This is a genomic window from Pseudomonas sp. 67(2021), from assembly GCF_017491835.1.
Lineage (GTDB): Bacteria > Pseudomonadota > Gammaproteobacteria > Pseudomonadales > Pseudomonadaceae > Aquipseudomonas > Aquipseudomonas atacamensis.
In genome coordinates this window covers 65,600-81,442 of record NZ_JAFGYL010000020.1, presented here as the reverse complement: position 1 = coordinate 81,442, position 15,843 = coordinate 65,600, and the positions used below count along the sequence as shown (strand labels likewise).

Sequence of the window (15,843 nt, the reverse complement as noted above, 5' to 3'; positions counted from 1 at the left end):
TTTCTCACAAGGCTAGATCCTCAGGTGTGAATGTCATCTTGAATGAACGATACGGAGCGAAATCGCTCGGCTTCATTCCCTGCATTTCTGTCAAACGTCCAATATTCTTCACTGCCGCGACTGCCGAAGCATCGAACGGACCGTCACCGCTGGACTTGGCCACGCTGACCGAAGTCACCGTGCCGTCCGGCAACATGCCGATTTGCAGCACGACCGTCATGCCTTTGCGCGCCGAAGGAGGACGAGCCCAGCCTTCTGCTGCGCGAGCGCGAATCAGGTCATCGAAACTGCCGGCAACCTCGTCACCCTGCTCATCGGCCAGGGCCTGCTGACGCTGCGGCGTGTCGGAAAGCAGATCTGCCAGGGCCTGGGCCTTTTTGTCTTCGGCAGATTTACGTGCCGCTTCCTGCGCTTTCTTCTTCGCAGCATCGGCAGCAGCTTTCTTCTTCGCGTCTTCGACGATCTTCTTCTTGGCTTCTTCGGCAGCGGCTTTCTTCGCCTCTTCCTCAGCAGCCTTCTTCGCTTCGTCTTCGGCCTTCTTCTTGGCTATATCAGCCAATTGTTTCTCTTCGGCCTTTTTCGCTTCGGCTTTCTTCGCGTCGTCAGCTTTCTTGGCTTCATCAGCCTTTTTCGCTTCGTCCGCTTTCTTCGCCTCGTCGGCCTTCTTGGCTTCCTCGGCCTTTTGAGCCGCTTCCTCTTTCTTTTGTTCCGCCGCCTTCACCGCTTCCTGCTCGATCTTTTTCTGTTCCATCTGTTCGACTTCGGTCTGGCGCGCGGCGGATTTCTTCGCCTCACCCGCAATCTTCTGATTGGTCTGGGTGGTCGCCTGACTTTTCGATTTCAGCTGGTACAGAGTCGCCTGGACGATCGGCTTGGCCGGCGGCAGTTCGGGCGTGAAGGCAAAACTGACGAACAGCATGCCGAACACCAGCACGTGCAGGACAATCGCCAGAACACTAGGCCAGAAGTAGCTTTCCGAGGCGGACGGCTCTCGCTGTTGCTGCATCAGGGGGCCTCGGTAATCAGACCAACGTTACCGACCCCGGCTTTCTGCAACCCGCCCATGGCACCCATGACGGCGCCGTAGTCGACAGTCTTGTCACCACGAATGAATACCTGGGTGCGTTTGCCGCCCTCGGTGCCGGCGCGGATGATCTTGGTCACCGCGTCAGTCATCTGTGGCAGGGTCATGGCCCTGTCCTGTTGCTTCTCGGTGTCGACTTCGCTGCCAAGGTTCCAGTAGTAGGTCTTGTCAGCCTTGATCGAAATGGTCAGGACCTGGGTGTTGTTGTCCTGCGGCAAGGCTTCGCTGGAAACCTTGGGCAGATCAACTTTCACGCCCTGATTGAGCATCGGCGCGGTCACCATGAAGATGACCAGCAGCACCAACATCACGTCGATGTAGGGCACTACGTTCATCTCGGCGACCGGCTTGCGCTTTTTGCGAGCTCGAGCGATTAAAGCCATCGGGAAATACCTGCTTATTCTTCGCTGGTGTGCACTTTGCGGTGCAGGATCGCCTGGAATTCATCGGCGAAGGTGTAGTAGCGGCCCAGCAAGGTTTCGCTGCGAGCAGCAAAACGGTTATAAGCGATGACCGCCGGGATCGCAGCGAACAGGCCGATCGCGGTGGCGATCAGGGCTTCGGCGATACCCGGAGCAACGGTGGCGAGGGTCGCTTGCTGAGCGCTGGCCAGACCGCGGAAGGAGTTCATGATCCCCCACACGGTACCGAACAGACCGATGTACGGGCTGACCGAACCGACGGTGGCGAGGAACGGCAGGCTCTGCTCGAGTTTCTCTTCTTCGCGCGAGATGGCCACGCGCATCGCACGAGCGACACCTTCCATCACGGCTTCAGGATCGACACCTGGCTGCTGACGCAGACGGGAGAACTCCTTGAAACCGGCACGGAAGATCTGCTCCACGCCCGAATCCGGATCAGGGTTGCTGCCAGCCTGACGGTACAGTTTGGACAGGTCGATACCGGACCAGAAGCGCTCTTCGAAGCTCTCCAGGGCGCGTCGACCGGCACGCAGCAAATTGCTGCGCTGAAAGATCATGATCCATGAGGTCACCGATGCGGCCACCAGGGTCAACATTACCAACTGCACCACGATGCTGGCATTGCTGACCAGGCTCCACATGGAGGAATGGTCGACGACGTTAGCTTCCACGCTTTATCTCCTGCTTTGAGTGTGTACCCGGGCCGACCGCGTCGGCGAAGGCCGCACGCAGGTCTTCGGGAAGGGCCCGGGGTTTCAAACTGTCGGTGCGCACGCAGGCCACCAAAAACTGCCCTTCGCAGAGCAGCACATTATCCGTGGCCCGCCTGACCTGCTGCTTGAAGCGCAGGCTGGCACGGTTCAATTCGATTACATCAGCGCTTACCAGCAGTTCGTCATCCAGTCGCGCCGGCGCGTGGTAGCGCGCTTCGCTGGAATGCACGACGAACAACAGGTCCTCTCCGGCAAGCACAGATTGGGCAAAGCCCAGTTCCCGTAGCCGCTCGGTTCGAGCCCGTTCCATAAACTTGAGGTAATTAACGTAATACACGATGCCGCCCGCATCGGTGTCCTCGTAATAAACGCGACAACGATGTGCGAACGGCTCAAGCCCGTTTTGCGCGCGCATACTCTAGTGCTTACTCCTCAGGTTGCCAATCCGGCCAGACAACTGTTTTTCGTGGTTTCAAAGCTTTAACGCAAAAGTACCGTCGTCTGACAGTACAAACCCTGAATAAATCACCAGCAAATGTGTATCAATCGTCGACGGCGTCGAGAAACTCGTCTGCCACGGGCATCTCGCCCATGCGTGACGGAACATTCAAACCGAAATGCAAATAGGCATGCCGAGTCACTACCCTGCCCCGAGGCGTGCGCATGATATAGCCCTGCTGGATCAGATACGGTTCGAGCACGTCTTCAATGGTATGGCGTTCTTCACTGATCGCCGCCGCCAGACTGTCGATACCGACCGGGCCGCCGTCGAACTTCTCGATCATGGTCAGCAGCAGACGCCGGTCCTGGTGATCGAAACCGTGTTCATCGACGTCCAGCAGGTTCAGCGCCAGATCCGCCACCGCTTTGGTGATGTGGCCCTTGGCGCGGACTTCGGCAAAGTCGCGCACCCGTCGCAGCAGACGGTTGGCAATTCGCGGCGTGCCACGGGCGCGACGGGCGATCTCGAACGAACCTTCCGGGTCCAGCGGCAGACCGAGAATCGCCGCCGAACGACTGACGATCGTTGCCAGATCCGCCGTGCTGTAGAACTCCAGGCGCTGGACGATACCGAAGCGGTCTCGCAACGGGTTGGTCAGCATGCCGGCGCGTGTGGTGGCGCCGACCAGCGTGAATGGCGGCAGATCCAGTTTGATCGAACGCGCCGCCGGCCCCTCGCCAATCATGATGTCGAGCTGGAAATCTTCCATCGCCGGGTACAGCACTTCTTCAACGATCGGCGACAGACGATGGATTTCGTCGATGAACAACACGTCGTGCGGCTCAAGATTGGTCAGCAACGCGGCCAGATCACCCGGACGCTCCAGCACTGGCCCGGAGGTGCTCTTGATCGACACACCCATTTCCTGGGCGATGATGTTGGCCAGCGTAGTCTTGCCTAGCCCCGGAGGGCCGAAGATCAGGGTGTGATCGAGGGATTCACTGCGGCCACGGGCAGCCTGGATGAACAGCTCCATCTGCTCGCGCACGGTCGGCTGGCCAATGTAGTCGGCCAGACTGACCGGGCGGATGGCCCGATCCTGGACTTCTTCGCGCTCGCGCGGGCTGTGCGCGGCGGCGATCAGACGATCAGCTTCAATCACTTAAATCATTCCCTTCAGAGCGCGGCGGATCAGGTCTTCGCTGCTCAGGTTCTTGTCTTTGATCGCGGAAATCGCCTTGCTCGCTTCCTGCGGCTTGTAGCCCAGCGAGATCAACGCGCTGACCGCATCGGTCTCGGCGCTGTTGACCGGCGCCGGGCCGTCCGGCTGATTCGGCACCAGCGCGAACATCGCCGGCGAGGTTTCCCAGGCCTTGAAGCGATCTTTCAATTCCACCAGCAGACGCTCGGCGGTCTTCTTGCCAACCCCCGGCACCTTGGTCAACGCCGAAGTGTCCTGAGACTGCACGCAGCGCACCAGCTCATCGACTTCCAGGCTCGACATCAACGCCAGCGCCAGTTTCGGCCCGACGCCGTTGAGACGGATCAGCTCGCGAAAGAAGTCTCGCTCACGCTTGCCGGCAAAACCATAGAGCAATTGCGCATCTTCGCGTACGACCAAATGGGTGTGCAGGGTCAGCGGTTCACCGACCGACGGCAACCGATAAAGCGTGGTCATCGGCACTTCCACCTCATAGCCGAGGCCATTGACATCGAGAATCAGGTGCGGCGGCTGTTTCTCAGCCAGGGTGCCGCGCAAGCGTCCAATCACGTTTTGAATCCTTGAGCGCTGGCCAGCCGTGGGCTGGCGACGATTGAAGGTGGCTTGCACGCCGGCAACACAGGCACCGCAAAACCACTTTCAGGAAAATTGATGCTGATGCTATCAGAGACGCAGGCGCCCGCCACGACTGCGTGCGGTTCCCAGCCCGTGTGGCAGCAGGCTTGAGCGCGTGTGCGCATGGCAAATGGCAATCGCGAGGGCGTCGGAGGCGTCGATCTGCGGCTTGCTGGTCAATTTGAGCATGTGCATGACCATCATCTGCACCTGTTCTTTATTGGCCGCACCGGTGCCGACGACGGCCTGTTTGACTTGCGTGGCGGTGTACTCGGCGATTTCCAGACACTCTTCAGCGCCGGCGACAATCGCAGCTCCCCGCGCCTGTCCGAGCTTCAGCGCCGAGTCGGCGTTTTTCGCCATGAAGACTTTTTCAATACCCATGGTCACGGGGCCGTAGGTCTTGATGATTTCGCGCACGCCGCGATAGACGATTTGCAGACGTTCATGCAGCTCGCCGGAGCCGGTGCGAATGCAGCCCGAGGCCACATAGATGCAGCCACCCCGCCCGGTATCGCGAACGATCCCGTAACCGGTGATGCGTGAACCGGGGTCGATACCAAGAATTAGAGTCATAACGCCTGCAGATTCATAAAACGATTTACCTGACAGCCAATAGCAAATGTGGGAGCGAGCCTGCTCGCGAAGGCGGTATGTCAGCACATACAGGTGCTGAATGACACACCGCTTTCGCGAGCAGGCTCGCTCCCACAGGGAAGACTAGTCGCTTATCAGCCAAGCTGAGCGGCGACGTCTTCCGGGATATCCGCGTTGGAATAGACGTTCTGCACGTCATCCAGGTCCTCAAGCATGTCGATCAACTTGAGCACCTTCTCCGCACCTTCCAGATCCAGCTCGGCGCTGGTGGTTGGCTGCATGACGATTTCCGCGTCGTCGCCCTTGAACCCGGCCGCTTCCAGCGCGTTGCGCACCGCATAGAAACCGGTGAACGAGGTAAACACGTCGATCGAACCGTCTTCGTGGGTGACCACGTCATCGGCATCGGCTTCCAGTGCCGCTTCGGTCAGTGCGTCTTCATCGACGCCCGGGGCGAAGCTGATCTGGCCCTTGCGCTCGAACAGATAGGCCACCGAACCATCGGTGCCGAGGTTGCCGCCACACTTGCTGAACGCATGGCGCACAGCCGCCGCAGTGCGGTTACGGTTGTCGGTCATGCACTCGACCATCACCGCCACGCCGCCCGGGCCGTAACCTTCATAGGTCAGTTCTTCAACGTTGTCCGCCTCAGTGGCACCGGCACCGCGCGCAACGGCACGGTCGATGATGTCGCGACTCATGTTCGCGCTCAACGCCTTGTCCAGAGCCAGACGCAGACGCGGGTTGGAACCCGGATCGCCGCCACCCTGACGGGCCGCAACGGTCAGTTCACGGATCCATTTGGTGAAGATCTTGCCCCTCTTGGCATCCTGACGTTCTTTGCGGTGCTTGATGTTTGCCCACTTGGAATGACCTGCCATAACTTGCTCCGAATGCTCTTTGAAACCTTGCCCGCCCCGCCGAGGCAGCGGCCGGCAATTGAAAAATTCGACCTGAGAAAGAAAAAAGGCGCATCCGAAGATGCGCCTTCAGGCTCGTCTTACTCAGCCTTTGGCGTTTCGCGCAGGCGAATGTGCAGCTCGCGCAGTGCCTTGGCATCCACTACGCCCGGAGCCTGCGTCATCACGTCGGCAGCACTCTGGGTTTTCGGGAAGGCGATCACTTCACGGATCGACTGGGCGCCGGTCATCAGCATCACCAGACGGTCCAGACCGAAAGCCAGACCACCGTGCGGCGGTGCACCGTACTTCAGCGCGTCGAGCAGGAAGCCGAACTTCTCTTCCTGTTCCGCTTCGTTGATGCCCAGCAGGCGGAATACCGCTTGCTGCATTTCCTTGCGGTGGATACGGATCGAACCGCCGCCCAGCTCGGTGCCGTTCAACACCATGTCGTACGCACGGGACAGTGCGCCGGCCGGGTTGGCTTCGAGCTCCTGCGGGGTGCACTTCGGTGCAGTGAACGGGTGGTGCAGCGCCGAGAAGCTGCCGTCGTCGTTCTCTTCGAACATCGGGAAGTCGACGACCCACATTGGTGCCCACTCGCAGGTCAGCAGCTTGAGGTCGTGACCGAGCTTGATACGCAGCGCGCCCAAGGCTTCGCTGACGATCTTGGCCTTGTCGGCACCGAAGAACACGATGTCGCCATCGACTGCGCCAACGCGATCAAGGATCACGTTGAGCTTGTCTTCAGGGATGTTCTTCACGATCGGCGATTGCAGGCCTTCAACACCGGCAGCACGCTCGTTGACCTTGATGTACGCCAGGCCCTTGGCACCGTAGATGCCGACGAACTTGGTGTAGTCGTCGATCTGCTTGCGCGGCATGCTCGCCCCGCCTGGAACGCGCAGTGCGGCGATGCGGCACTTCGGATCGTTGGCCGGGCCGCTGAACACCTTGAAATCGACTTCCTTGAGCTGGTCGGCAACGTCGACCAGTTCCAGCGGAATACGCAGGTCCGGCTTGTCCGAACCGTAGCGGCGCATGGCTTCTTCGAAGGTCATGTGCGGGAATTCGCCGAATTCCAGATCCAGCACTTCCTTGAACAGGTTGCGGATCATCTGCTCGGTCAGGCCCATGATCTCTTTTTCATCGAGGAAGCTGGTCTCGATGTCGATCTGGGTGAATTCCGGCTGACGGTCGGCACGCAGGTCTTCGTCACGGAAGCACTTGGCGATCTGGTAGTAACGGTCGAAGCCGGCCACCATCAGCAGTTGCTTGAACAGCTGCGGCGATTGCGGCAGGGCGAAGAACGAACCGGCGTGGGTACGGCTCGGCACCAGATAGTCACGCGCGCCTTCCGGGGTGGCCCGGGTCAGGATCGGCGTTTCGACGTCGAGGAAGCCGTTCTCGTCGAGGAAGCGACGGATGCTGGTGGTCATGCGCGAACGCAGACGCAGCTTCTCGGCCATTTCCGGACGACGCAGGTCGAGGAAGCGATAGCGCAGGCGGGTTTCTTCGCCAACGTCGGAGAACTCGTTGAGCGGGAACGGCGGGGTTTCCGACTCGTTCAGCACTTCCAGTTCATAACCCAGCACTTCGATCATGCCCGAGGCCATGTTGGCGTTGGTTGCGCCGGCCGGACGCAGACGCACCTTGCCGGTGATCTTCACGACGTATTCGCTGCGCACGCGATCGGCGGCGGCGAAGCTCTCGGCGCGATCCGGGTCGAACACCACCTGGGCCAGACCATCACGATCACGGATATCGAGGAAAATCACCCCGCCGTGGTCGCGGCGACGGTGAACCCATCCGCAAAGGGTAATTTCCTGGCCTTCCAGGCTTTCGTTCAGTTGGCCGCAATAGTGGCTGCGCATCATGGTGTGGTTCGCTTCTCGTAATTCGAAATTCGATGGAGATCCGGCCGCGATCAAGCAAGGCGGAAACTCACGCGTATCGTTCGTTCAGGGTTGGAACCCTAGTCAGCTTTGTCGCCACCGGCCAGATTCTTCTTGGCTCCGGTCTTGAAATCGGTCTCGTACCAACCGTTGCCGCTGAGGCGAAAACCCGGCATGGACAGCTGCTTCTTCAGTTCGGGCGCCTGGCAGGCAGGGCAATCGACCAACGGTGCGTCGCTGATCTTCTGAATGGCTTCCAACTGATGACCACAGGAAGCACATTGGTAATCGTACATTGGCATGGAGGTGTCTCGGCGATCAGATTGCTGCCGCGCGCAGGGCTTTGCGGCGAAAGCGCGGGATTATATCGATTAAATGCAGGCTGTGCAGCCGTAACGCTGCACAGCCTTCAACCTCGTTGCAACCGCCGTTTCAGCGCGAAACGGCGGGTGCGAGATCTTTGATCCCGTTCATGACACAAACCACCCGTACCAGCGCACTGAAATTCTTCACCCCGCCGTAACGCAGATGCACCTCGCGATCGACGTGGGATAACAGTGTGCTGACCGAACAATGATTGTCCTCGGCCATGCCGCCGAGAATATTCCAGTAGACCTGCTCCAGGCGCAGGCAGGTCGCAAAACCGTTGAGGCGAATCGATCGCGACAGCGGCCGGATCAGATTCATGTCGAACTCGCTGACGAACGGGTCGACTTTAATTACGTGCCGCGAAGCCGACATCCTGTCGCTTCGCCTGTCTCCTTCTACCATAGCGTTGACACTCCTTTGCCATGACTGCTGATTTATAAGGCAACATCCTGCGCCTTCATAAAAACCCAGTGACAAAGTTAGCGCCATACGACTTGTTGACCAGCCTCGTAGGATAAGCCAACGACAACGGTAAGAGTCTGGAGAGCATGCGGACGACCTCACGCCGTCCGCAGCGGCCGGGTCACTCCTCGAGCAGCGCGCGCAGCATCCACGCAGTTTTCTCGTGCACTTGCATACGCTGGGTCAGCAGGTCAGCAGTCGGCTCATCGCTGACCTTGTCCAGCAGCGGGAAAATGCCTCGCGCAGTACGGGTCACCGCTTCCTGGCCTTCGACCAATTGCTTGATCATGTCTTCGGCGCTCGGTACACCGACTTCTTCTTTAATAGAAGAAAGACGCGCGTAGGTCGCGTAGGCACCCGGCGCCGGGAAGCCCAACGCACGGATACGCTCGGCGATCGAATCGACGGCCAGCGCCAGCTCGTTGTACTGCTCTTCGAACATCAGGTGCAGCGTGCGGAACATCGGGCCGGTGACGTTCCAGTGAAAGTTATGGGTTTTCAGATACAGCACATAGGTGTCCGACAGCAGTCGCGACAGCCCTTCGACGATGGATTTGCGGTCTTCTTCACTGATACCGATATCAATTGCCATGCTTACCCCCTAACAGTGATTGAATTCATCCAGCAGGTTCAGCCCCACTTTAGCAAGGCAAGCGCCCGCTCGCAGCTATCAATCCGTGATCTGACTGCGACAAATCGACCGTTTCTCTGCCGCTGGCCGGGCTGATTTGAGTAGCCGCAGGCTTTGCTGTTAAATAGGCAGTGTGTCGCCATGCCCTATTTTCCGGGGCGTTGCGCATAGGCTGATGCCGTGTACGTGTCCACCGCCTCTTATTTTGTCCTGAAGCGAACCGTGCGCCTTCAGCTCTTCCTTGTGAGCCGTCATAACGTGAGCCAATCAAAATGTTGAAAATCGTCCACCTGCTAATGGGCGCAGCAGCCTTGCTGCTGTCGTTCATACCCAGCCTGAAAGCCGAAGCCGTTCCTTACCTGCAACAGCCCGATGCACTTTACCTGGCCTTTTTCGGCCTGCTGAACCTGGTCATCGCTCCAGTAATTCCCTACTGGAACAAAGGCCCGCGCCAGCATCTGCAAAATCTGGTCAGCGCCCTTCTGGTACTGACTGTCGTCCTGCAAACTTTGACCCTGATCGCGCCGATGCCGGTCATCGCTGGCCAGCCGGCGGTGTTGTTCAGCCTGGTGATCGCCCTGGTTGCCGTGCTGCTGCATTTGGCTGTCAGCTTCTACAAATCGTCACCGGCCGCTGCGCCGACCACCTATGACATGAGCAATCGCGATACCGGCACCGTGAAGTGGTTCAACACTTCCAAGGGTTTCGGGTTTATCTCCCGGGATTCCGGCGATGATATTTTCGTGCACTTTCGCGCCATTCGTGGCGAAGGCCACCGTGTTCTGGTCGAAGGCCAGCGCGTCGAGTTCTCGGTGATGAACCGCGACAAAGGCCTGCAAGCCGAGGACGTGATCGCCGCTCTGCCGCGTCGCTGATCCAAAGCAAAAAACCGCGAACAGCCTGGCTGTTCGCGGTTTTTTTATGCCTGCCGAATGGCTCAATAATGCGGCGGTGGCGCATCTTCTTCAAAAGCACCGAACTGCCCGACCATTTCTTCGTGACGCTTGATCAGCGCTTCCATCTGCAATTGCAGGCGCTCGATGACTCTCTGCTGGGCCACCAGCACATCGTTCAATGCCTGAATGGTGTCATCCTGAAAGGCCAGACGGCTTTCCAGATCGGTAACGCGTTCTTCAAGGCTCATGACTCAGCCCTCCACAAAGGTGAATTCTTCAGTCAGCACCAGACGCAAGCGCTCGCGAATGGCTGCTACCTGTTCCGCGCTGTACGGCTTGGCCGGGTGCCTGCCCCAGACCGGCGCCGGCCAAGCGGCGTCGTCGCGTTTACGCACAATGACATGCATGTGCAACTGACTGACAACGTTACCCAGGGTTGCCACGTTCAGCTTGTCAGCATCGAAGGAATCCTTGAGCAATTCGGCAAGGGTGGTGGTTTCCCGCCATAGCTGTTGCTGATCGGCGACATCCAACTGAAACAACTCGCTGATATCCTCGCGACGAGGTACCAGGATGAACCAAGGGTAATTGCTGTCGTTGGACAGCAACAGCCGGCACAACGGAAAGTCGCCGATGACCAGGGCGTCCTGTTGAAGTCGTGAATCCAAAGCAAACACTGTGAGCACTCCCGCTGATCCTATGACTCAGCTTAGCGGCGGCGCCGTAAAAGCAGCGCGCCAAGCGACAGAACGGCAGCATACCTGCGAATGCAGCGGGCTTCACGCTTCCCTCCGACAGTAATTCAGTCAGCGCGCCGACATAAGACATTTATCTCGCCGACGCACCAATACAGCCCCGGACATGAGCCTTGACGTGAAGATCCGCATGAAAACCCCTGATCTGTCGACCCTCGAATCGGACGGCGCCAGTTTTACTCGGGCCCGATTGTGATTTTTTTGCACCAAAACTGCACAACACGTCTACGCTCAGTGGGTCGGGCATCCGCCAAATACTCAATGCGGGGTGAACCGGTAACGTTTTTGGTTGTCCTGCGCGCCTTTGGTGCGTTGCAACACCATTGGGAAATCGTCGTCAAGCCCGCAACAAAACTGGCCCGAGGCCCCGTTTTCACAAGGTTTTCACATATCCGGACGCCAAAGAAAAAAATAACCGTATCGATTTTGCGGTTTGTGCACGCTTGTTGCATTCGTAACGGTATGGACTATAAGCGCACCACTGGAAGTGGTCGTCTGAAGCCAATAAAAACAGTGGCAGGGTTGCCCGATGGAGATTCAAGTGTTTTGCCAGGGACTCTTTTTTAGCGATGCAAAAAGGCCCGGAAACAGCGATAAAGTTGTCAGTCCGGCTGCATCGGTACTGTGAATTTGCGACATCCAGCGCTCCTTTTGCGACAACGCCGTAAAGAAGCTGAAAGGTTGGTTTCGCAAGTATCGCCAACATTGTCGGCGTGATATAAGTTTGCGCCGACACAAAAAGAAAGAGCCGCCCAGATAATAAAACAGGTGGGACGGCAGTACTCTTCTAAAACCAAAGGAGCAAATCACGATGCGCGTGATGAAGTGGAGCATGATCGCACTGGCAGTTGCAGCAGCAGCCAGTTCGCAGTTGGCTACGGCCGCCCCGTTCGTAGATGACCAGGCAGAAGCCAAAGGTTTTGTTGAAGGTGCGAAACTCACCGAGACGTTGAAGAACTACTACTTCAACCGCGACAACAAGAACGGTGGCCGTGACCAGAAAGACTGGACCCAGGGTTTCCTCGGCAACTTCACCTCCGGTTATACCCAGGGCACCGTGGGTGTAGGTATTGATGCATACGGCTATCTGGCCTTGAAACTGGATGGCGGTGACGGTACTTCCGGTACTGGCAACATGAGCCGTAGCGATACCGTCAAGGCCAACGGCTATGCCCGCGACGTCAACGACAGTCAGGGCAAGGCAGGCGCTTCCATCAAGTTCCGTGTCTCCAAGACCGAACTGAAATTCGGCGACATGCAGCCAAGCACTTCTCCAGTGTTCGCTGTCGGCGGTTCCCGCATCCTTCCGCAAACTGCCACTGGCTTCCAGTTGCAGAGCAGCGAAGTGAAAGATCTGGACCTGGAAGCCGGCCACTTCTACTCCGGCTCCAGCCAGGACAAGAACGCACGCGATGGCGGCCTCTACGCTACCTACGCCGGTGTTGAAGCGAACAACATCGACTACTTCGGCGGCAAATACTCGATCACTGACAACCTCAGTGCATCGCTGTACGGCGCCAAGCTGGAAGACATCTGGAACCAGTACTACGCCAACGTGAACCTGACCACCCCGTTCGGTGGTGATACTTCGCTGAACACCGACTTCAACATCTACCGCACCACCGACACCGGTAGCGCCGAAGCGGGCGACATCAGCAACACCACGTTCTCGCTGGCAACCGCTTTGTCGTTCCTCAAAGCGCACACCTTCACCCTGGCGTTCCAGAAGGTCAACGGCGACACCCCGTTCGACTACATCGGCGTGGGCAAGAACAACCGTGGTGGCGACTCGATCTTCCTTGCCAACTCCATCCAGTACTCTGACTTCAACGGCGCTGGCGAGAAATCCGTGCAAGCCCGTTACGACCTGAAAATGGCCGAGTACGGCGTTCCTGGCCTGAGCTTCATGGTTCGTTACGTCAAAGGTTGGGATATCGACGGTACCAACACTCCAGCGGGCAGCGCTTACGCCGGTCTGTATGGTGAAGATGGCAAACACCACGAAACCAACTTTGAGGCCAAGTACGTTGTTCAAAGCGGTCCGGCTAAAGACCTGTCCTTCCGCATTCGTCAAGCTTGGCACGTTGCCAACGCCGACGAAGGTGAAGGCGATGTCAAAGAGTTCCGTCTGATCACCGAGTACCCGCTGAACATCTTGTAATTGTCAGCGGTTAGTTTCAAAGCATAAAAAAAGGCCCATCTCCGATGGGCCTTTTTTATTTTCAATTATTTAAAAGACTGACTAGCAAAGCAAGTAGTTAGCTAGCAACCTATCATTGTGTCGCCGATTCCTGCACTACGCGTATAACCCGCTGCGGAAACGGAATATCAATCCCGGCAGCCTTCAAACGATCACGCGCCTGCTCATTGAACATGAACATCACATCCCAATAATCCGCAGTTTTAACCCAGACACGCAGGGAAACCGTGATCGAGCTATCACCCAATGTCGAAATCACCGCCTGTGGTTCCGGGTCCTGCATGACGCGGGGATCCTTGGCCAGATCCAGCAATACCTGACGGGCTTTCTGCAGATCCGCCTCGTAATCCACGCCGACATCAAACACGACTTTGCGAGTTGGCTGGCGGTTGGTGTTGGTGATGATGCCGTTCGACAGGTTGCCGTTGGGCAGGATGATGGTCTTGTTGTCGCCGGTACGCAGCACGGTGTGGAAAATCTGGATGCTGTCGACGGTACCCGCTACACCTTGGGCTTCGATCCAGTCACCGATGCGGAACGGGCGGAACAGCAGAATCAGCACACCGCCAGCGAAGTTCGCCAGGCTGCCTTGCAAGGCCAGACCGATCGCCAGACCGGCAGCACCGATGGCCGCGACGAACGAGGTGGTTTCGACGCCGATCATCGACGCGACGCTGACAATCAGCAACACCTTGAGAATGATGTTGGCCAGGCTGCTGATAAAGCCTTGCAGCGCCAGATCAGCATTGCGCAGAGCGAGCAGACCGCCGAGTTTTTGCGTGACCTTGTTGATCAGCCACCAGCCGATCGCCAGGGTAATCACTGCCAGCAGTACGCGGCTGCCGTATTCCATGATCATCGGGATCCACGCCTGGGACGCCTTGACCAGGTGGTCCACTTCCGCATTCAAATCCATGTTCTATCTCCTGATTTCCGGCTTCCCGGGGTGTATTCAAAACAACTGTGGGAGCGAGCCTGCTCGCGAATGCGGCGAGTCAGTCAACTTTTCGCTGAATGAAACACCGCATTCGCGAGCAGGCTCGCTCCCACATAGCCTTCAGACCAAGCTTAGTCGCGGAAGTTGTTGAACTGCAGCGGCATGCCGAATTCCTTGGCACGCAGGGCCGCGATGGCTTCCTGCAAATCGTCGCGCTTCTTGCCGGTGACACGCACCTGCTCGCCCTGAATCGCGGCCTGGACCTTGAGCTTGGCTTCCTTGATGTGGCCGACGATCTTCTTCGCCAGCTCTTTGTCGATGCCCTCCTTGAGGATGGCGTCCTGCTTCATCAGTTTGCCCGAAGCGTAAGCATCCTTGACCTCGAGGCACTGCACGTCGATCTTGCGCTTGGTCAGCGCCAGCTTGAGGATTTCGATCATCGCTTCGAGCTGGAAAGCGGCTTCGGCGGTGAGGCTGACGGTCAGGTCTTTTTCCTTGAACTCGAAGCTGCCCTTGCCTTTCAGGTCATAACGACGATCGAGTTCCTTCACGGCGTTCTCGACCGCGTTGGTGAGTTCGTGTTTGTCCAGTTCGGATACCACGTCGAACGACGGCATGTAATCTCTCCAATAAAAGGCGCGCTCGATGTGCATGGAGCGCGCTTGGCTTGCGGTTAAAATCGGGCTCATTATAACGGGTCTTTTCCTACCGATACGGCGAGCCGCACATGCCTGCAAGCAATCGAGCAAAAAACTGATGTCGACCACCTGGCACGTACTTGGCGCCGGCAGCCTCGGCACGCTCTGGGCGACACGTCTGGCTCGCGCCGGCTTGCCGGTGCGCCTGATCCTGCGTGATGCGGCGCGCTTGCAAAGCTACGAGGCAGTGGGCGGCTTGACCCTGGTAGAAAACGGACAAGCTCATACCTATGCAGTTCCCGGCGAAACCCCGGACAGCCCCGAGCCGATTCGCCGATTGCTGGTTGCGTGCAAGGCCTATGACGCCGAAGAGGCCGTCGCCCGCCTCGCTTCCCGCCTCGCGCCGGACGCCGAACTGATCCTCCTGCAAAACGGCCTCGGCAGTCAGGACGCCGTCGCCGCGCGGGTGCCACAGGCGCGCTGCATCAGCGCCTCCAGCACCGAGGGCGCGTTCCGTGATGGCGATTGGCGCGTGGTGTTCGCCGGTCACGGGTTCAACTGGCTGGGCGATGGCGCAAATCCGCTGGCGCCGGTCTGGCTGGACGATCTGCAAGCGGCGAACATTCCCCATGAATGGAGCGCCGACATCCTTACTCGCCTGTGGCGCAAACTGGCGCTGAACTGCGCGATCAACCCGCTGACCGTGTTGCACAACTGCCGTAACGGCGGGCTGAGCGAGCATCACTGCGAAGTCGCCACGCTCTGCGCCGAACTGGCGGAACTGCTCCAACATTGCGGCCAGCCGGCTGCGGCGGACAATCTGCAAGCGGAAGTCGAACGAGTGATCCACGCCACCGCCGCCAATTACTCTTCGATGTATCAGGACGTCGCCAACCAGCGCCGCACCGAGATCAGCTATCTGTTGGGACAAGCCTGCAAAGTTGCCGAGCGCCATCAGTTGCATCTGCCGCATCTGCAGCAGTTGCAGCAACGTTTGGTGGCGCATCTGCGCAAGCGTGGATTGCCCAGCGACTGAGCAGCCGCTAGGCTGACGACTTGTTCCCCT

The 15,843-nt window shown here is 58.3% G+C and carries 19 protein-coding genes; 3 read left to right on the top strand and 16 right to left on the bottom strand.

The window, feature by feature from the left end:
* Positions 1 to 4 precede the first annotated feature (4 nt).
* The 12 genes from tolA to J5M66_RS21760 all read right to left on the bottom strand — a co-directional run bounded on the left by tolA (position 5) and on the right by J5M66_RS21760 (position 9,312).
* Positions 5 to 1,006 carry a cell envelope integrity protein TolA gene (gene tolA / locus J5M66_RS21815; RefSeq protein ID WP_207817500.1) on the bottom strand — a complete coding sequence of 334 codons (1,002 nt, stop codon included), beginning with the start codon at positions 1,004 to 1,006 and terminating at the stop codon, positions 5 to 7.
* Entirely contained in the window at positions 1,006 to 1,458 is a 453-nt protein-coding gene (gene tolR / locus J5M66_RS21810; protein WP_160767866.1) for a protein TolR, read from the bottom strand. Before tolR ends, tolA begins: the two co-directional genes overlap by 1 nt.
* 23 nt (positions 1,459 to 1,481) lie before the next feature.
* On the bottom strand, positions 1,482 to 2,177 hold the full coding sequence (gene tolQ / locus J5M66_RS21805; protein ID WP_008080223.1) for a protein TolQ: 696 nt from the start codon (positions 2,175 to 2,177) through the stop codon (positions 1,482 to 1,484).
* Positions 2,167 to 2,634, bottom strand: coding sequence for a tol-pal system-associated acyl-CoA thioesterase (gene ybgC, locus J5M66_RS21800; RefSeq protein ID WP_041479792.1), 468 nt, complete (start codon positions 2,632 to 2,634; stop codon positions 2,167 to 2,169). Before ybgC ends, tolQ begins: the two co-directional genes overlap by 11 nt.
* A 127-nt stretch (positions 2,635 to 2,761) precedes the next feature.
* A complete protein-coding gene (ruvB, locus tag J5M66_RS21795) occupies positions 2,762 to 3,823 on the bottom strand; it encodes a Holliday junction branch migration DNA helicase RuvB (RefSeq protein WP_024014087.1) in 1,062 nt (353 codons plus the stop codon).
* On the bottom strand, positions 3,824 to 4,432 hold the full coding sequence (gene ruvA, locus J5M66_RS21790) for a Holliday junction branch migration protein RuvA (protein WP_024014088.1): 609 nt from the start codon (positions 4,430 to 4,432) through the stop codon (positions 3,824 to 3,826).
* Between the two features lie 114 nt (positions 4,433 to 4,546).
* Entirely contained in the window at positions 4,547 to 5,074 is a 528-nt protein-coding gene (gene ruvC, locus J5M66_RS21785) for a crossover junction endodeoxyribonuclease RuvC (protein ID WP_016773501.1), read from the bottom strand.
* A gap of 155 nt (positions 5,075 to 5,229) precedes the next feature.
* The gene (locus J5M66_RS21780) at positions 5,230 to 5,976 is read right to left on the bottom strand and encodes a YebC/PmpR family DNA-binding transcriptional regulator (RefSeq protein WP_024014089.1); all 747 of its coding nucleotides are present in this window, start codon (positions 5,974 to 5,976) and stop codon (positions 5,230 to 5,232) included.
* A 119-nt stretch (positions 5,977 to 6,095) separates the two neighbouring features.
* Complete coding sequence (gene aspS, locus J5M66_RS21775; RefSeq protein WP_064365013.1) at positions 6,096 to 7,871, bottom strand: aspartate--tRNA ligase; 1,776 nt, start codon at positions 7,869 to 7,871, stop codon at positions 6,096 to 6,098.
* 98 nt (positions 7,872 to 7,969) lie between these two features.
* On the bottom strand, positions 7,970 to 8,191 hold the full coding sequence (locus J5M66_RS21770; protein WP_016773499.1) for a zinc ribbon domain-containing protein: 222 nt from the start codon (positions 8,189 to 8,191) through the stop codon (positions 7,970 to 7,972).
* Positions 8,192 to 8,321: 130 nt separating this feature from the next.
* The gene (locus tag J5M66_RS21765; protein WP_038861040.1) at positions 8,322 to 8,660 is read right to left on the bottom strand and encodes a ribbon-helix-helix domain-containing protein; all 339 of its coding nucleotides are present in this window, start codon (positions 8,658 to 8,660) and stop codon (positions 8,322 to 8,324) included.
* A gap of 181 nt (positions 8,661 to 8,841) precedes the next feature.
* Positions 8,842 to 9,312: a Dps family protein gene (locus tag J5M66_RS21760; RefSeq protein WP_016773497.1), complete on the bottom strand. Its 471-nt coding sequence runs from the start codon at positions 9,310 to 9,312 to the stop codon at positions 8,842 to 8,844.
* A 311-nt stretch (positions 9,313 to 9,623) separates the two neighbouring features.
* Between J5M66_RS21760 and J5M66_RS27185 the strand changes: the two genes are divergently transcribed.
* Positions 9,624 to 10,226, top strand: a complete 603-nt coding sequence (locus J5M66_RS27185; protein ID WP_016773496.1) for a cold-shock protein — start codon at positions 9,624 to 9,626, stop codon at positions 10,224 to 10,226.
* A gap of 62 nt (positions 10,227 to 10,288) precedes the next feature.
* Here the strand turns inward: J5M66_RS27185 and J5M66_RS21750 are convergent, their stop codons facing one another.
* Together J5M66_RS21750 and J5M66_RS21745 are read right to left on the bottom strand one after the other, a co-directional pair.
* Positions 10,289 to 10,495, bottom strand: a complete 207-nt coding sequence (locus J5M66_RS21750) for a SlyX family protein (RefSeq protein ID WP_016773495.1) — start codon at positions 10,493 to 10,495, stop codon at positions 10,289 to 10,291.
* Positions 10,496 to 10,498: 3 nt separating this feature from the next.
* Positions 10,499 to 10,924 carry an HIT domain-containing protein gene (locus tag J5M66_RS21745; RefSeq protein WP_016773494.1) on the bottom strand — a complete coding sequence of 142 codons (426 nt, stop codon included), beginning with the start codon at positions 10,922 to 10,924 and terminating at the stop codon, positions 10,499 to 10,501.
* An 889-nt stretch (positions 10,925 to 11,813) separates the two neighbouring features.
* On the opposite strand from J5M66_RS21745, the gene J5M66_RS21740 reads away from it, so the two are divergent.
* Positions 11,814 to 13,163, top strand: a complete 1,350-nt coding sequence (locus J5M66_RS21740) for an OprD family porin (protein ID WP_039758197.1) — start codon at positions 11,814 to 11,816, stop codon at positions 13,161 to 13,163.
* Positions 13,164 to 13,275: 112 nt separating this feature from the next.
* On the opposite strand, the gene J5M66_RS21735 is transcribed toward J5M66_RS21740, so the two are convergent.
* Both J5M66_RS21735 and J5M66_RS21730 read right to left on the bottom strand, forming a co-directional pair.
* Positions 13,276 to 14,118, bottom strand: coding sequence for a mechanosensitive ion channel family protein (locus J5M66_RS21735; RefSeq protein ID WP_016773492.1), 843 nt, complete (start codon positions 14,116 to 14,118; stop codon positions 13,276 to 13,278).
* A gap of 152 nt (positions 14,119 to 14,270) precedes the next feature.
* Entirely contained in the window at positions 14,271 to 14,756 is a 486-nt protein-coding gene (locus J5M66_RS21730) for a YajQ family cyclic di-GMP-binding protein (protein ID WP_016773491.1), read from the bottom strand.
* A gap of 139 nt (positions 14,757 to 14,895) precedes the next feature.
* Here J5M66_RS21730 and J5M66_RS21725 point away from each other — a divergent pair, with 139 nt between their 5' ends.
* On the top strand, positions 14,896 to 15,813 hold the full coding sequence (locus J5M66_RS21725) for a putative 2-dehydropantoate 2-reductase (RefSeq protein ID WP_207808332.1): 918 nt from the start codon (positions 14,896 to 14,898) through the stop codon (positions 15,811 to 15,813).
* Positions 15,814 to 15,843: the final 30 nt, after the last annotated feature.